The organism is Vulcanisaeta sp. EB80 (assembly GCF_002078205.2).
The window spans coordinates 1-16137 of the sequence record NZ_LCWN02000051.1 but is presented as its reverse complement, the minus strand read 5'-3'; the positions used below and the strand labels follow the sequence as shown (position 1 = coordinate 16137).

Below are 16137 nucleotides of genomic sequence, written 5' to 3'. Positions count from 1 at the left end.
ACCTGTATATGTGAAGTATTATATCGCCGGCTTGGGTAGTCACGGCCTGGGCCGCTTGGGCCTTGGACTCTGCCTTGACACCCTCGACCTCACCCTCGTAGATCACGCCGTGCGTTGCGTCTACCGTGTAAACCTCACCATCCCTTAACACGCTGGTGGCGTTCCCAGTACCCACTATCGCTGGTATACCCAGCTCCCTAGATACTATGGCTGCGTGGCTCGTCATACCGCCCTCATCCGTCACTATGGCCGACGCGATCTTCATGTATGGTACCCAATCGGGGTTGGTCATCTTAGTCACCAATATGTCGCCCTTACCCATCTTGCTCCTGGCATCCTCAAGCGTTAGGCAGATCCTCGCCCTACCAACAGCCACACCAGGGCTTGCAGCCATGCCCTTAACAACGACCCTACCGCCCGCTGCGCCACCCTCAACTCGCTTTGCCTTTCCGGCGCTATGCACTGTCTCGGGCCTTACCTGCACTACGTACACCTCGCCCGTGTCTGCATCAAGTGTCCACTCAATGTCTAGGGGGTATCCATAGACCTTCTCAAGCTCGATACCAATCCTGGCGAGCTTTACAACCTCCTCATCGCTGAGGGATGGTTTTACGGCTAAGTCCTGTGGAACCTCTACCTCCTTAGTGAGGCCGGCACTGTCCCTAACAACCATCAAAGTCTTCCTGGATATGTACTTATCCCTTATTGATAGGTCGCTCTTATTCACAATCCATCTGTCAGGCGTGACTTCACCGCCCACAACAGCCTCGCCAAGGCCCCAGGAGGACTCTATAACAACCTCATCCTCACTACCAGTCACTGGGTTTATTGTGAACATTACACCAGCCGACCTGGCATTAACGAGTTTCTGAACCACCACAGCCATTGAACTCCTCTCGTGAGGTATACCGTGCTCATCCCTGTACGCCAAAGCCCTGGCACTGTACGTACTGGCCCACACATCCTTAACACGCCTAATGACCTCCTCAACACCGACAACGTTTAGGTACGTGTCCTGCTGACCCGCAAAGCTCGCAGTCCTGAGGTCCTCGGCAGTCGCGCTGGATCTAACGGCTACCGGGACCGCGCTTAGATTAGCCCTCCTACTGAGCTCCGCGTAGGCCTTGGCTATCTCATCAACCAGGTCTTTGGGGACCTCAGCATTTAACAACAGGGACTTGATGGCCTTACTTGCCTCCTCATACTCCTCAGGCCTTCCCTCCCTAACCAACTCCCTAATCGTACTAATTACCTTATCCTTAAGCCCATTACTTTCCATGAAGTAGTCAAAGGCCCATGATGTAACCACAAAACCCGGTGGAACTGGTACACCAAGTTTAACGAGTTTATTGAGGTTAGCACCCTTACCACCAAGCGCCAACGAATCCTCCTCCAAACCCTCGCCAAGCCAAATAATGAGTTTTCGGGAGCTCACGAGAGCACCGTAAGATATAACTAATTAAATACATTTGTATGGATAAATCATTATTAAACCAACGAAATTAATTAATAGATAAATATTTATTCAACATTTGATATATCTCGCTTTCTACACCTTGGCTGGTTTAAATTACCCGTGTTTGCAGGGCAACCACTTCCACTCTTAGGCTTTTACCCGGCGGGCTCGGGCTTAGCCACCCTCTCTTATTATCGGGTGATACGGTGTGGATAGGGCACTTCACTTAGAGGATTGAGTTACTGCTCTCTCAAGAAAATACGGAAAAATTAATAACTAACTAATAAATCGTAGAGAACTTCGTTATCTTATTGGCACAATGTTTGGCGATGATGTTTTAAATACCTATACTTTACAGAGGCAATGGTATTTGAAATGCTTCTGGAGAGACGGCTATGGCTTCTATGCCGCACACTCAACAACCCGCTAAGGCCTTCGATGAGGACCCGGAATGAGGGACTTGGGTTTACATAGGCTTACGGCTATTGTTTCGAGTAAGGGTTAATCGTAATTAAGGGTGTCTAGGAAGTTTCGTATTATTCGGATGCCGTATTGCGTCCCCACGCTTTCAGGGTGGAATTGAACGCCAAATATCGAATATTCAATGTGCTCCACAGCCATTACCTCACCATCATCCTCACTAACCGCCGTAACCCTCAGCGGCTCCTTTACATCATCTATAACGAGGCTGTGGTACCTCATACCCTCGAAGGCCTTTGGTAGGTTCTTAAATAGTATCGAGTCGCTAATCACCCTTATTGTGCTTGTCTTGCCGTGCTTAATGACCCTAGCCCTCCTAACCCTAGCTCCGTAGACTGCGCCAATTATTTGGTGGCCAAGGCATACGCCCAGTATTGGCACCCTACCCGCGAAGTGCCTAATGACCTCGGGCGATATACCCACATCCCTCGGGTTCAGGGGATTTCCAGGCCCTGGAGATATTATTATACCGCCAGGCCTAAGCCTCTCTATCACCTTCACCGTAACCTCGTCATTCCTAAAAACCAAAGGCTTGGCACCCAGTTCACCGATATACTGCGCTATGTTGTATACGAAGGAGTCGTAATTATCTATTATGACTACCGTACTCATATCCCCATCACCCTCTTCAAAGACCCGAGTTTGTGCTCGGTCTCTTGAAACTCAAGTTCGGGCACTGAGTCGTATACGATGCCGGCGCCCGCCTGTATCCTAGCTATGTCCTTATTTATCATTATCGACCTAATTATTATCGCGAACTCACCACCATCACCACTGAGTATACCCAGGGCGCCCGCGTACGGCCCCCTGGCCTCCCTTTCGTACTTTGCGATAAGCTCCATGGCCCTAGGCTTGGGCGCACCACTCACGGTACCGGCTGGGAACGCGGCAAAGAGGGCGTCGACTACGTTGTAACCCCTCTCTAGGACACCCTCTACGCGGGATACGAGGTGCTGCACGCTTTGGTATTTCTCAACGGCGTAGAGCTCCTTAACCCTAACTGTGCCGAACCTGCATACCTTACCTAGATCGTTGCGTGCCAGGTCAACGAGCATCACGTGCTCAGCCCTATCCTTGATACTACCCATCAACTCATCCTCAAGCCTAAGGTCCTCCCAGGCATCAGCACCTCTGGGTCTCGTGCCGGCTATTGGGTGTGTCTCCACAATGTTTCCCTCAACCTTAACCAACAACTCAGGGCTAGTACCTGTTATGTACCTATCCCTAAACCTCATGTAGTACATGTAGGGTGATGGGTTTAGGTCGGCTAGGTTTTCGTAGAGCGTCATTAGGTCACCCCTAACTTGGTAATCCTCATACCTAGACAGGACAACCTGGAAAACCTCACCATTCCTAATATCCTCAAGGGCTCTCTCAACCCAGGAAATGAAGGATTCCTTAGGCGTTGCGCCAAGTCTACCAACAACCTCAAAATCCCCGTGCTCAATCTTAGCATCCCTCAGCAATTCACCCCTCACATACGCCCTACCCAGTAGGTTATCGTAAACAACCACGTTTGCTGGCTTGAAGAACTCTGCAACAGGCCAGTTGGGCTTCGGCAGTAATTTTGCTAGGTATGGCTCTATATGTATCACGGCTTCGTACGATAGGTAGCCCAGGGCAACATCACCATGCTCGAGATCGCCTAGGCCCTTAGTAATGCGTTGAAGCTCACCGTATAAATCACCATCCCACTCGATTATTAACTCCTCATCAACGCCCCAGGCAACCACCGTGTACCTGGCTCTACTTGGGAAACCAGGGCCGCTCTCGAGTAATGCGACGTGATCCTCACCATTACTAACCAACGCCCTAACCAAATCCCTGGGCTTCGGCATGTATTGTAGAGGTATCTTCCTAACCACCATTCTTAATCACCTCGTATAACCTCCTCACCAACTTCTCATCTTTACGCCCAGGGCTTGACTCAACACCGGAGCTAACGTCTATTAGGTACGGCCTATACCTAAGGATAACACCCACATTGCTTGGGTTAATACCGCCCGCAAACCCTACCTTATTAACGCCACCGAACCTCCTCACCACATCAATGGGTATCTTCAAACCATGCTCAAATGATTTATAACCAACCTTGGGCGCGTCGATCAATACGTACTCCACATCATCATGATCAACCAACTCGGTAATCCTAGAAAGCCCATGCTCATCATTATAGTTAATTACTGGGGCGATCCTAAGGCCGTACTTACGTGCCATCCTCAAGCCATCAATGTCCACCATACCGTGATACTGCACAACGGGGAAGCCCAACCTGGATGCGAGGTCAACAGCGGACTTAAGGTCAACTCCCTCAACAACAGCCACAGGCTTTCGGTAACCAACACTGTTGGCAATATCCCTAGCCACGCCTAGATCCACGAGCCTTGGTGTGGCGACTTTGGACATTACGATAACGCCAACGTAATCCGCGTACCTACTCACCATTATGGCATCATCCACATTAGTTACACCACACACCTTCATGAGCGTCATGACCTACTCACCCTGACGAGTTCATCGATATAGCCCCATAGGCCCTCATCCAACCCTGACTTGACAAGCTCAACACCATCCCTCAAATCTCTAACCACACCAGCCACGTAGAGCGCGAAGGCGGTGTTGGCTATTATGAAATCCCTAGCCGCAGCATCAACGCCAGCCACAGCCCTCCTAAACCTCTCAACACTATCGAGAGGGCTTGCGACACGGACATCATCAACCCTATAGGTACCCAGGCCCAAGTCCCTCGGCTCTATGGAGTACTTATCCACACTAGACCTCCTCACCTCTACAACGGTGGTTTTGCCGAACACGGAAACCTCGTCAATGCCCGGCTCCCCGTGAACAAGGACGGCCCTTTCGAAATCGAGCACCGAGGCTGCGCGGGCCATGGTATCCAATAGATGCGGTTCAGCGACACCAATTAACTGCCTAGTTACCAGGGCTGGGTTCGCCAGGGGCCCTATCAGGTTGAATATCGTCCTAATACCCAACTTCTTCCTTATTGGCATGACATTGCGCATTGCTGGGTGGTAGGCGGGGGCGAAGGCGAAGGTGAACCTATGCTTAAGCGCCATCTGCGCCGCCTTATCGGGAGGTATGTTTATGTTAAAGCCAAGGGTTTCCAGGAAGTCAGCACTGCCGGATGCCGATGAAACACCCCTATTGCCGTGCTTAACAACGTAGGCCCCCAGGTAGGCCGAGACCAGCGCGGCTATTGTTGATGCATTCAGTGTACCGAAACCATCACCCCCAGTGCCTGCGGTGTCTATGAACCTAACCCCCTCATCACCAAGCGGTATCCTCACACAGCTATCCCTAAGCGCCTTGGCAAAACCAGCGATCTCCTCGGCAACCTCCCCCTTAACCCTCAACCCCATCAATATCGCCGCACCCAAGGCCTCATCAATTCCGTTGAGCATGTCCCTGGCCACACCATAGGCCTCCTCGAGTGTTAGATCGACCCTTCTGGCGATTTTGTCGAGGATGTTCCTCATGCCCATCACCCAACAATCCTCTCGTAGAAGTCCTGATCCAGCAAACCGTGTCCCGATAGGTTAAACGCGATGACGGAGCCTCGCGGTAATCTCCTAGCCTCATCAATCACAGCCCTAATTGCATGGGAGGACTCTGGCGCCGGTATTATTCCCTCAGCCCTGGCAAAGAGCCTCGCAGCTTCCATGACCTCATCCTGCCCATACGACCTAGCCTCAACAATACCCTCCCTGGTAAGCAATGAAAGGGCTGGTGCGGCGCCGTGGTACCTAAGCCCAGCGGCATGTGTTGGTGGTGGTACGAAGTCGTGGCCCAGCGTCAACATCTTCACCATGGGTAATAAACCACCCGTATCTGGAAAGTCGTAGGTGTACTCACCCTTCGTTAACTTAGGCGCCGCCTCAGACTCCACGGCAAGGAACCTCGTTCTTTCAAAACCCTCACCCCTCAGCTTCGCGCCTATCATTGGGAATGAGAAACCACTGAAGTTCGAGCCACCGCCAACGCACCCTATTACCAAGTCGGGCTCCTCAGGTAATTGCTTTATAGCCTCCATGCCGATCACGGTTTGGTGAAGTACAACGAAGCCAAGCACACTACCTGGTATGTACTTCCTACCCTCACCCATGAGCGTGTACTCAATGGCCTCGGTAATAGCCAACCCCAAACTACCTGGGTGATCCGGCCTAGCCCTGAGTGCCTCCCTACCGTATTTCGTCAACTCACTCGGGCTTGGGTGCACATCGGCGCCATAAACCCTCATGAACAGAACCCTATTCTTCTTGCCCATGTATGAGCTCCTCGTCATAAAGACCGTGGCCTTAATACCAAGTAATGACGACGCTAATGAAACGGCCAAACCCCACTGTCCAGCGCCTGTTTCGGTAACAACCTCCCTAGCCTTGTCCTTAATGGCGTAGTAAACCTGCGCCAACGCTGTATTAAGCTTATGAGAACCAGCGGGTAATGCACCCTCGAACTTATAGTAGATCCGAACACCAGTATTCAACGCCCTCTCGAGACCCACAGCCCTGAATAGTGGTGTTGGTCTGCCAATCCTCGCGTATAACTCCCTAACCTCATCGGGTATTGGGACATACCTAAGTGCCGTGAACTCCTGATCCAACAACTCGCTTGGTAGTATCCTCATGAGCAATGCTATCCTTGAATCCCCATCGTAGGGGTCTATGGGTGGTGGTAACGGCTTTGGCAAATCCACATTTATGTTATACCAATAGTGGGGTATCATCATGCTAAACCACCCCTTAGTTCCATCATGAATCTCCTACATTCCTCCCCATTACCTAGTTTATCCACAAGCGCCGTACCAACAACCACAGCATCTGCTCCAGCATTGATTACCAACCTAACCATTTCAGGGCTATTTATTGCAAAACCAGCAACTAGGGTCGTGCCATCAACAAGCCTCCTAACCTCTCTAATATTCCTCTCAATGTATAGCGGCAGCTTTATACCAGTGGCTGCGTAAAGCCCTAGGTACATGAAGAGTGGTTCATACTTAACGAGCAGGTTCACAAGTCTATGAGGTGTGTTGCTGGCTACGAAGAAGCTTGGCCTTAAGCCATAATTCCTCATGGTTACCACGTAATCCTCAAGCCTATCAATATGTTCGAAGAGTAGGTCTGGGAATAGGACTGAGGACGCACCAACCTCACTAGCCACCTGAGCAACCAACTCCAGCCTATTAGCGTAATCCTCAATGTACCCCATTAGTATCGTTGGTATGGTGCCATACCTAGCAACATTGATCGCATCCAACCCCTTCAACTCAGCCGCAAAGTGGGTCTTCCTTATGACTGGCCCATCATACTTAGGATTTAAGGTTGGTATACCAACCTCGAGGAAATCCGAGACCTCCGAGAGGCACTTAACGGCATTTAGAAACAAGACCTTGTTTGGGTAGGTAGCTGTTATATAGGCGCCGAGACCCGGTTTTCTTATCTCCATTGGGGCATGATACCCACCAACAGGTTGGGCGCTAAGGGGTTTAAAAACATTATGTATACAACCCACATGCTTATCTATAATAACTATTAATCCACGAAATAATTTATAACCCTATAATAATTTCAGTAATCTAAATATCCTACTTAGCTTAGTTTCCAACCTCCTTATCCTGGGGGATATCTTAGCATTTCATCTACGATGAAATCAGCCATCATAAACCAGCGGATTTTAATGTGAGCAATGCTTTTTACCTAGTCGTTCATTTGATGCCTAATGGACTTTCTAGATGTGGTGAGGGGGTTGACTATGAGACGTATTAACGCGATGGGGCTCAGCGTGAGGGTTTCGAGTATGATTAAGGCCATTGAGGATAGGAACTCTGAGGGTTACCTGGCACTCATTGCTGAGTACAAGAGGGCAAGTCCAAGTGGTGTCATTAGGCTCGATCTTGACCCATGGACGTACTTCGACATCGTCAGTAGGTACGCCACAGCCTTCAGCGTATTGGTTGAGCCAATCTACTTCCTCGGCTCACCACTGTTCATAAAGGTGGCGTTAGGTTACGGTAAGCCAATACTGTATAAGGACTTCGTCATTGATGAAAGGCAGGTGAGGGATGCCAAGGAGCTTGGCGCAAGTTCTATCCTCCTTATAAAGAGGTTATTGGGTGATAGACTATGGGATTTCGTGGAATTAGCCGTTAAGGAGGGTCTTGAACCCCTCATTGAGGTTGACAATGAGGATGACGCGATCGATGTTGTGAATACGAATCCTAACATTATGTTAGGTATTAACGCTAGGGATTTGGGCAACTTATCCGTGTCTCTTGATCGATCCATATCGATAATTAGGCTTGTTAGGGGCAAGGCTGACTTAGTGATTGCCGAGAGTGGTGTGAAGGATGTTGATGACGCTGTTAAATTAGCTAGGGAGGGCGCGAACGCAATACTTGTTGGCACAGCATTAATGAGGAGGCCTGAGCTCTCTAGGGATTTGGCGAATGTGAGGCTTTGAAGTTTAGAGGCCTAGTGCCTTCGTTACCAACTCAGTTATGTGCGGTGTATAATCAATGCCCTTCCTCTTGAGACCATGCAAGTCAATTACGTATAACTCAGGCTTGATGTCATTATCACCCAGGTAATTACTTAGTAAGTCCTTACTTGGCGCATTCACAATAATCTTTCCAGCACCAAGCGCCTCCTTAGCGTGCTTGAGTAATCTGAAGTCCATGAAAACCGCAACCTCAGGCCTCGTGACCGGGCCTCTCTCGTAAATGGGTTCTTTCGACACCCTAACATGCACCCTAGCCATAGTCTCTCTACGCTCTGGGTCATACTCAGGGTAAGCCATTACATAAAATCCACGCCTTATCAAGTCCTGAACCAGCCGATCAACCATTAGATGAATGCCATCCCCACTTTTACCGTAGAATATTACTTCATGTACCTCGGGCATACGTGGCTGATGTATTCAATGCTTAATAAAAGGATTTATGCAAATTCTTAAGGAATTATAATTAAGAACTTAGTCAATGGTTAAATACATATTTAGACAGTCGTGGCCTATCAATGCGCAATTTAACCATGCCACTACACAATCAGTACCTGCGTCCTCGGTATGATCCTCTCATCCGCACCCCACTCAAGAAGGGTCTTAATCGCCCTCTCACCGTCGACACCCATGTCCATTGTGTAGTCATTGATGTACATATACACGAACCTCCTCGTATCCTCTAAGCTCAAGCCCCTGGCGAATTCCATGGCATGCCTCAACGCCTCCTCAGGGTTATTCATCGCATAACGAAGGGATTCGGTAAGTGCCCTCTTCACCTCGGTGGCTACGTCCATACCTAGTGATGCCTTCACGACATCGAGACCGAGGGGTGTCGGTAATTTTGTCTGCTCGAACCACCACTCACCGAGATCCATTATCTTCCTCAACCCATGCCTCTCATACGTTATCTGTCCCTCGTGAATTAAGACTCCAGCGTCAACCACGCCGTTTGATACAGCATCCATTATCTTATCAAACGGCAGCTCCACCGTTTTAGCGTCGGGCATTGCAAGCCTTAGTAGTAAGGTGGCTGTCGTGTAGGTGCCCGGTACGGCCACGAGTCCTGGCTTATCTCCCTTACCAACAACCACAGGGCCGTACCTAATGCCCATGGACGCCCCAACCCTCAGTATGTAGTACCTATCGCCTATGTATGCCATGGCGTGCGTACTAACCGCAGACACATCCAACCTAGCATGCATCGCTAACTTGTTAAGGGTCTCAATATCCACCAGGAACTCCCTAACCCTAAACGGAGCATTAACCTTGCCTCTCTTGAGGGCGTAGAACATGAATGCATCGTCAGGGTCAGGACTATGCCCAACAAGCAACTCCATGCACACCAACCAGGGGATTCCTGAATTACCTCACTTAATAACATTACTTCCCTCGCCCAGCTCAAGATAATTTAGGCAGTTGGGCAATCCGAAGATCGTTAATTCCTCACTTATGCCCTTAATAACCTCATCATTAACAACATACTTGACACTACCTAGCAAGTAATCCCTAGTGATTTTCTCAGAAACACCCAACCTACGGGAAACCTCCTCAATCAATGGATCTGGATTCCCGAAGAACTTATTGAGGGATTTGCTTAATGAATCAATGACGTGCTTAACCCCCTCATAGTCAACACCAACCCTAGTCACCATGACTGCGTAAACAAGTGGTTTGCCCACCCTCGACTCCCAAAGCTCACCAACGTCCACTATGTACGGGAACCCCCTGTCAACCATTCTGAGCGCCTCATCACCTATGACCAACACTCCCTCGTACTTATTGAGTGCATCTATGGGGTCCGAAACCCTATTGAATGTGATGCCCATTAATTTCGAGAGTGCCAGGGCATTAACGCTTGTGTCCTCAACGGCGGCGAATCCCCTACCTAGGCCCCTGAATAGTCTGGCCGATATTATGGGTCCTCGGCTATAGATTGCGAAGGCGGGTATGACAATAAGCGCGTCGCAGTGCATTGCGGCGTAGGTTATGGGGACAAAAGCCACATCCACAGCGCCCTCAAGTACCAACTTTATAGATTCATTATTGCCAACAGATAGGGGGTTCAACCCGGAGTAACGGAATAATGGGTCACTGTGTACATACCTAAGCCTGGCAACCCTCATGGCTTCACCTCAATCAACTTCCTATGCAAGGTATCCCTGAGATACGGCCTCCTACCAACCTCCCTAGCTATACTAGCCAACTCCTCAATTGTTGTATATTCACGAAGGCCCGCCTGTTTCATGACCTGCTCATTGATCATGGTGCCAACCAGGTCGTTAGCGCCAGACAACAGCAGTGTTGACGCCAGCCTCTTACCCGTGGATGCCCAATAGGCCCCAATCCTCCCTATAGTACTGCCAAGTATTAGCCTCGATATTGCGATGACCTTAATATCATACTCAGGCGGTGCCGGTCCCTTAACAATACCGTCCTTAAGCAACCTGGTGTTCCATGGTACGAACTTTATTGGTATAAACATCAACACACCACCAGTCTCCTCCTGTAGCCTCTTGATAGCCATCACGTGCTCAACAATGTGGTGCGGCTGCTCAATGTGCCCATAAAGCATTGTTGCGTTTGTGTGGAGACCAACCTCATGGGCTTCCTTCTGTATTCTTAACCAGGTATTTGCATCGAACTTATACGGTGTTATGATTTTCCTAACATCCTCACTCAATATCTCCGCTCCCCCACCAGACAATACATCCAACCCAGCAACCTTAAGTCTCTCGAGAACCTCCCTACTGCTCATTCTCCAAACCCTGGCGTAGAAGTCGACCTCAGCCGCCGTGGGTCCCTTGATTATTATCTCAGGCACAGCCCTCTTAACACCGCTGAACACCTCCTCGAAGTACTCGATGGTTAGGTCTGGGTTGAAACCACCGTTTATGTGGAGTTCATCAACACCATACCTAGCCCTGGCCTCCCTAACGGCGTTTATTATCTCCTGCGGCGACCTGACGTAGGCCTCTGGGTGTTTTGGTGGTCTATAGAATGCGCATATGGGGCATTGTGCCACGCAGATGTTGCTGTAGTTGATCACGACATTGTTTACGAAGGTCACGGAGTTTCCCGTTACTTTCTCGGTAATTTCATTAGCCACCTTAGCTAATACCCTGAAATCGCACTCAACGAATAACCTAACGGCATCGTTTTTAGATAATCCATTATTCACGATGCTCCGTACATAATCGGCATCGCACACCTCATGAGGTGCTCACATTACTTTATAAGTTATTGCTCCACGTTAGGTGGAAATACGCGTTAATATAAATAAGGGGGTGCATAGGCACGGTTATGTGAGTAATCCCCTAGAGAAGGCTTTGTATGGCGATAAGTTGGGTATTACCGATATTGAGGCGTTATTTGACGTTGACCTGTGGGATTTGGGCATGGCCGCTGAGTCCCTAACACGGAAGTACTTCGGCGATGTGGTGACCTTTATCCCAAACATGATACTTAATTACACCAACGTGTGCGTGATAGCCTGCAGGTTCTGTGCTTTCTATAGACCCCCAGGGCATCCGGAGGCGTATACGTTGAGTGTTGAGGAGGCTGTTAGGAGGGTTGAGTATGTGGATAAGACCTTCGGGATTAGGCAGGTCCTTGTCCAGGGTGGTATAAACCCCGAGCTAGGTATTGAGTATTACGAGAGCTTGTTCAAGGCGATAAAGGCTAGGCTACCGCACGTGGCTATACACGGTCTCAGCCCAATCGAGGTTGATTACCTGGCTAGGAAGCATAGGATGAGCTATGCCGAGGTTCTCGATAGGTTGAGGCTGGCTGGCATGGATACCCTGGCTGGTGGTGGCGGTGAGATACTCGTTGATAGGGTTAGGAGGGAGATTGCGCCGCACAAGATAAGCACTGGTGATTGGCTGCTTATTATGGAGACGGCGCATAGGATGGGCATAATGAGCAACGCCACAATGATGTATGGGCACCTGGAAACTAGGAGGGATTGGGCTGAACACTTGTACAACATACTCCAGCTGCAGAGGAGGACACATGGCTTCCTCTCATTCACAGCCTGGAATTTTGAACCAGGAAATAGTGAGTTGACGCGGGCTATTCCGTACCCAAAGACATCGGCAACACTCCTAAGGGTTGTTTCAGTGGCTAGGTTGGTGTTTAGGAATGAGTTGCCCCACATACAATCAAGCTGGCTCTCGAACGGCCTTGACGCAGCTAGGTTGGCGCTTAGGTTCGGTGCTAACGACTTCGGAGGTACGCTTTATGAGGAGAGGGTTATACCAGCTACGGGGCTTAGTATGCCCGTACTAACTAGGGACGATGTGGTTAATCTAATTAGGGGGCTTGGTTTGAGACCGGCTGAGAGGGATAATTGGTATAGGGTAACCAAGTATTACTAAGGTGGCGTTTAGTAATACTTAAAGTTAGCACCAAGCTTCTCCAAATCCCACGTAAAGGTTGGCCAGGACTTGCTCACGCCCTCCCAATCCATAACAATCACGGGCTTTCTAGCCAACAAACCACCAATTACGCTCATGGCTATGATCCTGTGATCACCCTGCGTATTAACCTCACAACCACCAACGAACTCGTTGACGCCATCGATCTCCATAACACCCTCACCCTCATTGATACTCGCCGAAGCACCCAAGCACCTCAGTACCTCAGCCATAGTCCTCAACCTATTGCTCTCCTTATACGCCAAATGCCCCACACCAGTCATCCTAGACCTGCCCCTCGCCCTAGCCATTAATAGGGCCAACGGCATTGCTATGTCGGGCGAATCCCCAAGATCAACCGTTATTGGTCTTAACTCCTTAACCGCCGAACCCCTAACCAATAGGGAGTCCCCATGTTCCTCAACCTCAACGCCCATGTTCCTGGCATGGCCTATGAACGCATACTCACCCTCCACAGCCTTGTCCCTATACAGACCCATTATTTTTAAGTCAATACCTGCCAAGGTTGCGAGGACTATGTAAAAGGCTGATAGGGCGTAATCGCCAGGTACCGTAACCTCCTCATTAATAGCCCTATAATCCTGAGAACCACTGACGTATATTGAGTTATCCTCAACCTCAACCTTTATGCCAAACTCCCTAAGTACTGTCAGGGTTGCGTCTATGTACGGCCTGGATTTGATGGGCGGTTTTATGCTAGCCTCAATGCCTCCCTCAGTTAATGGTGCTAGGTATAGTAGCGATGATATGTATTGCGAACTGATTGAACCACTTATTGACACGTAACCACCAACCAACCTACCACCAACAATCCTAACAATGCCTCCAGACCTATCGATCTTAGCATTTATGCTCCTCAGGGCATTTATCAACTCATCCATCGGCCTACCCACCAGTGAACCCCTGGGTATGAGCAGTGTGGTACCCTCAATACCTGAGTACACCCCAGTTAGGGTTCTGAACGTAAAACCACTCTCACCAACATCAATAACCCTAAACCTCCCTGGATCAACCCCACGCCTAGCCCTGACCTGTCCGCCCCTAATCTCGATCTCCGCTATGGGCTTAACTCCCCTCAGCATCGACCAAGTATCATCACCCCAATTCAACCCACCAAGTGTGACCCAGGTCCTTGATAATGCCGAAGCCAGCAGGTACCTCAGGGTAAAGGCCTTACTCGGTGGTGCTTCGACAATGCCCTCCCTGGGGTTAAATCCATTAATGATTAACTTACCCATTATGAAATAACCTAGGTTAATGAATAATAAGCTTTAAGATGGTGCATTCAATAACTTAAGCACCGAGTCCATTATCGACTCCTCATCAAGCCCATAGAATCTCAGTAACTCCTCCTCAGATCTACCCCAATGCCCATAACCATTAACACCAAAAATCCTAACCCTAGCCATACCACTCACCAACTCCGCTATTGCTGAGCCAAGCCCACCCCTCGGTGAGTGCTCCTCAACCACGATTATCCTACCAACCCTACGGGCAATCCTCCTAATGAGATCCTCATTTAGGGGCTTTATTGTCGGTACATTATAAACCCCAGCGCTCACACCCATCTTCCTTAGGTTTAACGCGGCCTGCACGGCATTGTATAGGACTGGGCCGTAACCCATTATCGCCACATCATCGCCATCAACAATACTATATAATTCACCAATCCTGAACTCATAATCCAAGTCCATCGTTATCGGTGGTGAGTAGTCGCGTCCAATCCTAACGTAGACAGGGCCTTTATGCTCAATAACCCTTGGCAACACCCTCTCCACATCCCAAGCATCGGCTGGCGCTATGACGACCATGTTATCCAAGCTCCTCATTAGGGCTATGTCCTCAAGGGCCTGGTGGCTTGGTCCATCGGCGAAATCGCTCAAGCCCGCGTGAGTCGCCACCAGCTTTACATTCAGGTTCATCCTACCCAGGGAATTCCTAACCTGTTCCCAACCCCTCATCATAAACATTGCGTATGCTACCGCCACCGGTACATAACCACCAAGCGCGAATCCCACCGCAACGCCGATTAGGTCCTGCTCGGAAATGCCCACGTTGAAATACCTACCAGGGAATCTCTCACCAAAATACCTAGCCCTCGTTGACTCGCCAACGTCAGCCGTAATAACAACGAGTCTATCGTTATCCTCACCAAGCCTTGCGAGTGTTACGCCTAGGGCTTCCCTCATGGAGAACTGGGGCCTGGGTGGTGGATTGAGCGTTTGTTTGTGGGTATTTTCGAGACCTCTCACGCCCTTACCCCTAACCGTGCTTAGGAATATGGCTGTGGGCTTGTTCCTAAACTCCCTGGCCTTCATCAACAACCTAAACATTTCCTCATAATCATGACCATTGCCATAAAGCACATTCCAACCGATCGCCTCAAAGATCCTCGCATAGTTTACGGGCTTTATTGTCGATGTTGATCCATCGAGTTGGTAACCGTTCAAACTGATTATGGCTATTAGGTTATCGACGCCGTATTTAACAGCCGTCATAGCGGCCTCCCAGGATTGGCCCTCATTAAGCTCACCATCACCTAGCAGCACATAGACGACACTATCACCACAACCCCTAACCCTATTAGCCAATGCTAAACCAACACCCATGCTTAAGCCTTGACCTAGCGAGCCAGTGGTGGCGTCTATGTACGGTAAATCCATGTTGTCTGCATGGGTTGATATGACCGAGTGTGTTTGGTTAATCTCCATAAGTCTTTCAATAGGTATTAACCCCTCAACAACCAATATTGAGTACAAAGCCGGTGCCACATGACCAATGCTCAGGATGAACCTATCCCCACACTCACCACCCCTCCTCATTACCCTAATCACCAAGTTCACTATATCAAGCGCCGCAAGCGATGATCCAAGGTGTACGTATGGAAACTCCCTATCAAGCCTTAGCAAAACCTCCCTCGCCTTATCCCTAACCTCCACAAGCCTATCGAAGTTCGGGATATCGCTCAGCTTCCCAATCACCATTGGAAGTTTCGATATTCCATACGACCAAACCACAAACATAATAAATATTTAAGGATTATCCTCACCTATATTTTCTATAGTTTGCATAAAACTGACCCCTTTCCCGCCTTTTGTGGCGGGTTTTGTTGGGGTCTTGGTTGTTACACCGCTTTGTGGGTGCTACTTTGTTGTGGTCTACGGTGAAGGAGAGTGGCTTCTTTATGATTAAAGGCACTTTGCCTGTTGCCTTCCTCATTATGTTCAATGCCCCATTTAGGTCGCTGTG

At 49.4% G+C, this 16137-nt stretch carries 15 protein-coding genes and 2 pseudogenes; 2 read left to right on the top strand and 15 right to left on the bottom strand.

Annotated elements, in window-relative coordinates; all coding sequences use genetic code 11:
• The 7 genes from B7L70_RS08900 to trpA form a co-directional block, all read right to left on the bottom strand.
• A partial coding sequence (locus B7L70_RS08900) for a PEP/pyruvate-binding domain-containing protein (protein ID WP_238376182.1) occupies window positions 1-1435 on the bottom strand: 1435 nt, incomplete at its 3' end.
• A 522-nt stretch (window positions 1436-1957) separates the two neighbouring features.
• Entirely contained in the window at window positions 1958-2548 is a 591-nt protein-coding gene (locus B7L70_RS08895) for an aminodeoxychorismate/anthranilate synthase component II (RefSeq protein ID WP_081227497.1), read from the bottom strand.
• Window positions 2545-3804, bottom strand: coding sequence for a chorismate-binding protein (locus tag B7L70_RS08890; protein WP_081227496.1), 1260 nt, complete (start codon window positions 3802-3804; stop codon window positions 2545-2547). The genes B7L70_RS08895 and B7L70_RS08890 overlap by 4 nt, the downstream gene beginning before the upstream one ends.
• The gene (locus tag B7L70_RS08885; protein ID WP_081227495.1) at window positions 3794-4429 is read right to left on the bottom strand and encodes a phosphoribosylanthranilate isomerase; all 636 of its coding nucleotides are present in this window, start codon (window positions 4427-4429) and stop codon (window positions 3794-3796) included. The genes B7L70_RS08890 and B7L70_RS08885 overlap by 11 nt, the downstream gene beginning before the upstream one ends.
• The gene (gene trpD / locus B7L70_RS08880) at window positions 4426-5433 is read right to left on the bottom strand and encodes an anthranilate phosphoribosyltransferase (RefSeq protein WP_202908721.1); all 1008 of its coding nucleotides are present in this window, start codon (window positions 5431-5433) and stop codon (window positions 4426-4428) included. The genes B7L70_RS08885 and trpD overlap by 4 nt, the downstream gene beginning before the upstream one ends.
• A 5-nt stretch (window positions 5434-5438) precedes the next feature.
• On the bottom strand, window positions 5439-6683 hold the full coding sequence (locus B7L70_RS08875; RefSeq protein WP_081227493.1) for a TrpB-like pyridoxal phosphate-dependent enzyme: 1245 nt from the start codon (window positions 6681-6683) through the stop codon (window positions 5439-5441).
• Entirely contained in the window at window positions 6680-7399 is a 720-nt protein-coding gene (gene trpA / locus B7L70_RS08870; protein ID WP_081227501.1) for a tryptophan synthase subunit alpha, read from the bottom strand. The genes B7L70_RS08875 and trpA overlap by 4 nt, the downstream gene beginning before the upstream one ends.
• Before the next feature lie 273 nt (window positions 7400-7672).
• Here trpA and B7L70_RS08865 point away from each other — a divergent pair, with 273 nt between their 5' ends.
• Window positions 7673-8413, top strand: coding sequence for an indole-3-glycerol-phosphate synthase (locus B7L70_RS08865; protein ID WP_081227492.1), 741 nt, complete (start codon window positions 7673-7675; stop codon window positions 8411-8413).
• A 3-nt stretch (window positions 8414-8416) separates the two neighbouring features.
• On the opposite strand, the gene B7L70_RS08860 is transcribed toward B7L70_RS08865, so the two are convergent.
• The 4 genes from B7L70_RS08860 to B7L70_RS08845 form a co-directional block, all read right to left on the bottom strand.
• On the bottom strand, window positions 8417-8854 hold the full coding sequence (locus B7L70_RS08860; protein WP_081227491.1) for a 2-oxoacid:acceptor oxidoreductase family protein: 438 nt from the start codon (window positions 8852-8854) through the stop codon (window positions 8417-8419).
• Window positions 8855-8988: 134 nt separating this feature from the next.
• A complete protein-coding gene (locus B7L70_RS08855; RefSeq protein WP_081227500.1) occupies window positions 8989-9789 on the bottom strand; it encodes a menaquinone biosynthesis family protein in 801 nt (266 codons plus the stop codon).
• A 30-nt stretch (window positions 9790-9819) separates the two neighbouring features.
• Window positions 9820-10575 carry an MqnA/MqnD/SBP family protein gene (locus tag B7L70_RS08850; protein WP_081227490.1) on the bottom strand — a complete coding sequence of 252 codons (756 nt, stop codon included), beginning with the start codon at window positions 10573-10575 and terminating at the stop codon, window positions 9820-9822.
• Window positions 10572-11660, bottom strand: coding sequence for a CofH family radical SAM protein (locus B7L70_RS08845; RefSeq protein ID WP_081227489.1), 1089 nt, complete (start codon window positions 11658-11660; stop codon window positions 10572-10574). The genes B7L70_RS08850 and B7L70_RS08845 overlap by 4 nt, the downstream gene beginning before the upstream one ends.
• Before the next feature lie 94 nt (window positions 11661-11754).
• Here B7L70_RS08845 and mqnC point away from each other — a divergent pair, with 94 nt between their 5' ends.
• Window positions 11755-12828 carry a cyclic dehypoxanthinyl futalosine synthase gene (mqnC, locus tag B7L70_RS08840; RefSeq protein WP_081227499.1) on the top strand — a complete coding sequence of 358 codons (1074 nt, stop codon included), beginning with the start codon at window positions 11755-11757 and terminating at the stop codon, window positions 12826-12828.
• Window positions 12829-12836: 8 nt separating this feature from the next.
• On the opposite strand, the gene aroA is transcribed toward mqnC, so the two are convergent.
• The 4 genes and pseudogenes from aroA to B7L70_RS14305 all read right to left on the bottom strand — a co-directional run.
• Window positions 12837-14126 (bottom strand): 3-phosphoshikimate 1-carboxyvinyltransferase, encoded by a 1290-nt coding sequence (gene aroA / locus B7L70_RS08835; protein WP_081227488.1) that lies wholly within the window; start codon window positions 14124-14126, stop codon window positions 12837-12839.
• A gap of 33 nt (window positions 14127-14159) precedes the next feature.
• On the bottom strand, window positions 14160-15077 hold the full coding sequence (locus B7L70_RS14315; protein ID WP_369907344.1) for a transketolase family protein: 918 nt from the start codon (window positions 15075-15077) through the stop codon (window positions 14160-14162).
• A gap of 48 nt (window positions 15078-15125) precedes the next feature.
• Window positions 15126-15872, bottom strand: a pseudogene (locus B7L70_RS14310) (1-deoxy-D-xylulose-5-phosphate synthase N-terminal domain-containing protein); the annotation flags it as partial.
• A 61-nt stretch (window positions 15873-15933) separates the two neighbouring features.
• A pseudogene (locus B7L70_RS14305) lies at window positions 15934-16137 on the bottom strand (hypothetical protein); the annotation flags it as partial.

Coding starts and splice junctions, on each gene's coding strand:
- B7L70_RS08895 (WP_081227497.1), bottom strand. CDS start 2,548: ATGAGTACGGTAGTCATAATAGATAATTACGACTCCTTCGTATACAAC.
- B7L70_RS08890 (WP_081227496.1), bottom strand. CDS start 3,804: ATGGTGGTTAGGAAGATACCTCTACAATACATGCCGAAGCCCAGGGAT.
- B7L70_RS08885 (WP_081227495.1), bottom strand. CDS start 4,429: ATGACGCTCATGAAGGTGTGTGGTGTAACTAATGTGGATGATGCCATA.
- trpD (WP_202908721.1), bottom strand. CDS start 5,433: ATGAGGAACATCCTCGACAAAATCGCCAGAAGGGTCGATCTAACACTC.
- B7L70_RS08875 (WP_081227493.1), bottom strand. CDS start 6,683: ATGATGATACCCCACTATTGGTATAACATAAATGTGGATTTGCCAAAG.
- trpA (WP_081227501.1), bottom strand. CDS start 7,399: ATGGAGATAAGAAAACCGGGTCTCGGCGCCTATATAACAGCTACCTAC.
- B7L70_RS08865 (WP_081227492.1), top strand. CDS start 7,673: ATGGACTTTCTAGATGTGGTGAGGGGGTTGACTATGAGACGTATTAAC.
- B7L70_RS08860 (WP_081227491.1), bottom strand. CDS start 8,854: ATGCCCGAGGTACATGAAGTAATATTCTACGGTAAAAGTGGGGATGGC.
- B7L70_RS08855 (WP_081227500.1), bottom strand. CDS start 9,789: ATGGAGTTGCTTGTTGGGCATAGTCCTGACCCTGACGATGCATTCATG.
- B7L70_RS08850 (WP_081227490.1), bottom strand. CDS start 10,575: ATGAGGGTTGCCAGGCTTAGGTATGTACACAGTGACCCATTATTCCGT.
- aroA (WP_081227488.1), bottom strand. CDS start 14,126: ATGGGTAAGTTAATCATTAATGGATTTAACCCCAGGGAGGGCATTGTC.
- B7L70_RS14315 (WP_369907344.1), bottom strand. CDS start 15,077: ATGAGGGAAGCCCTAGGCGTAACACTCGCAAGGCTTGGTGAGGATAAC.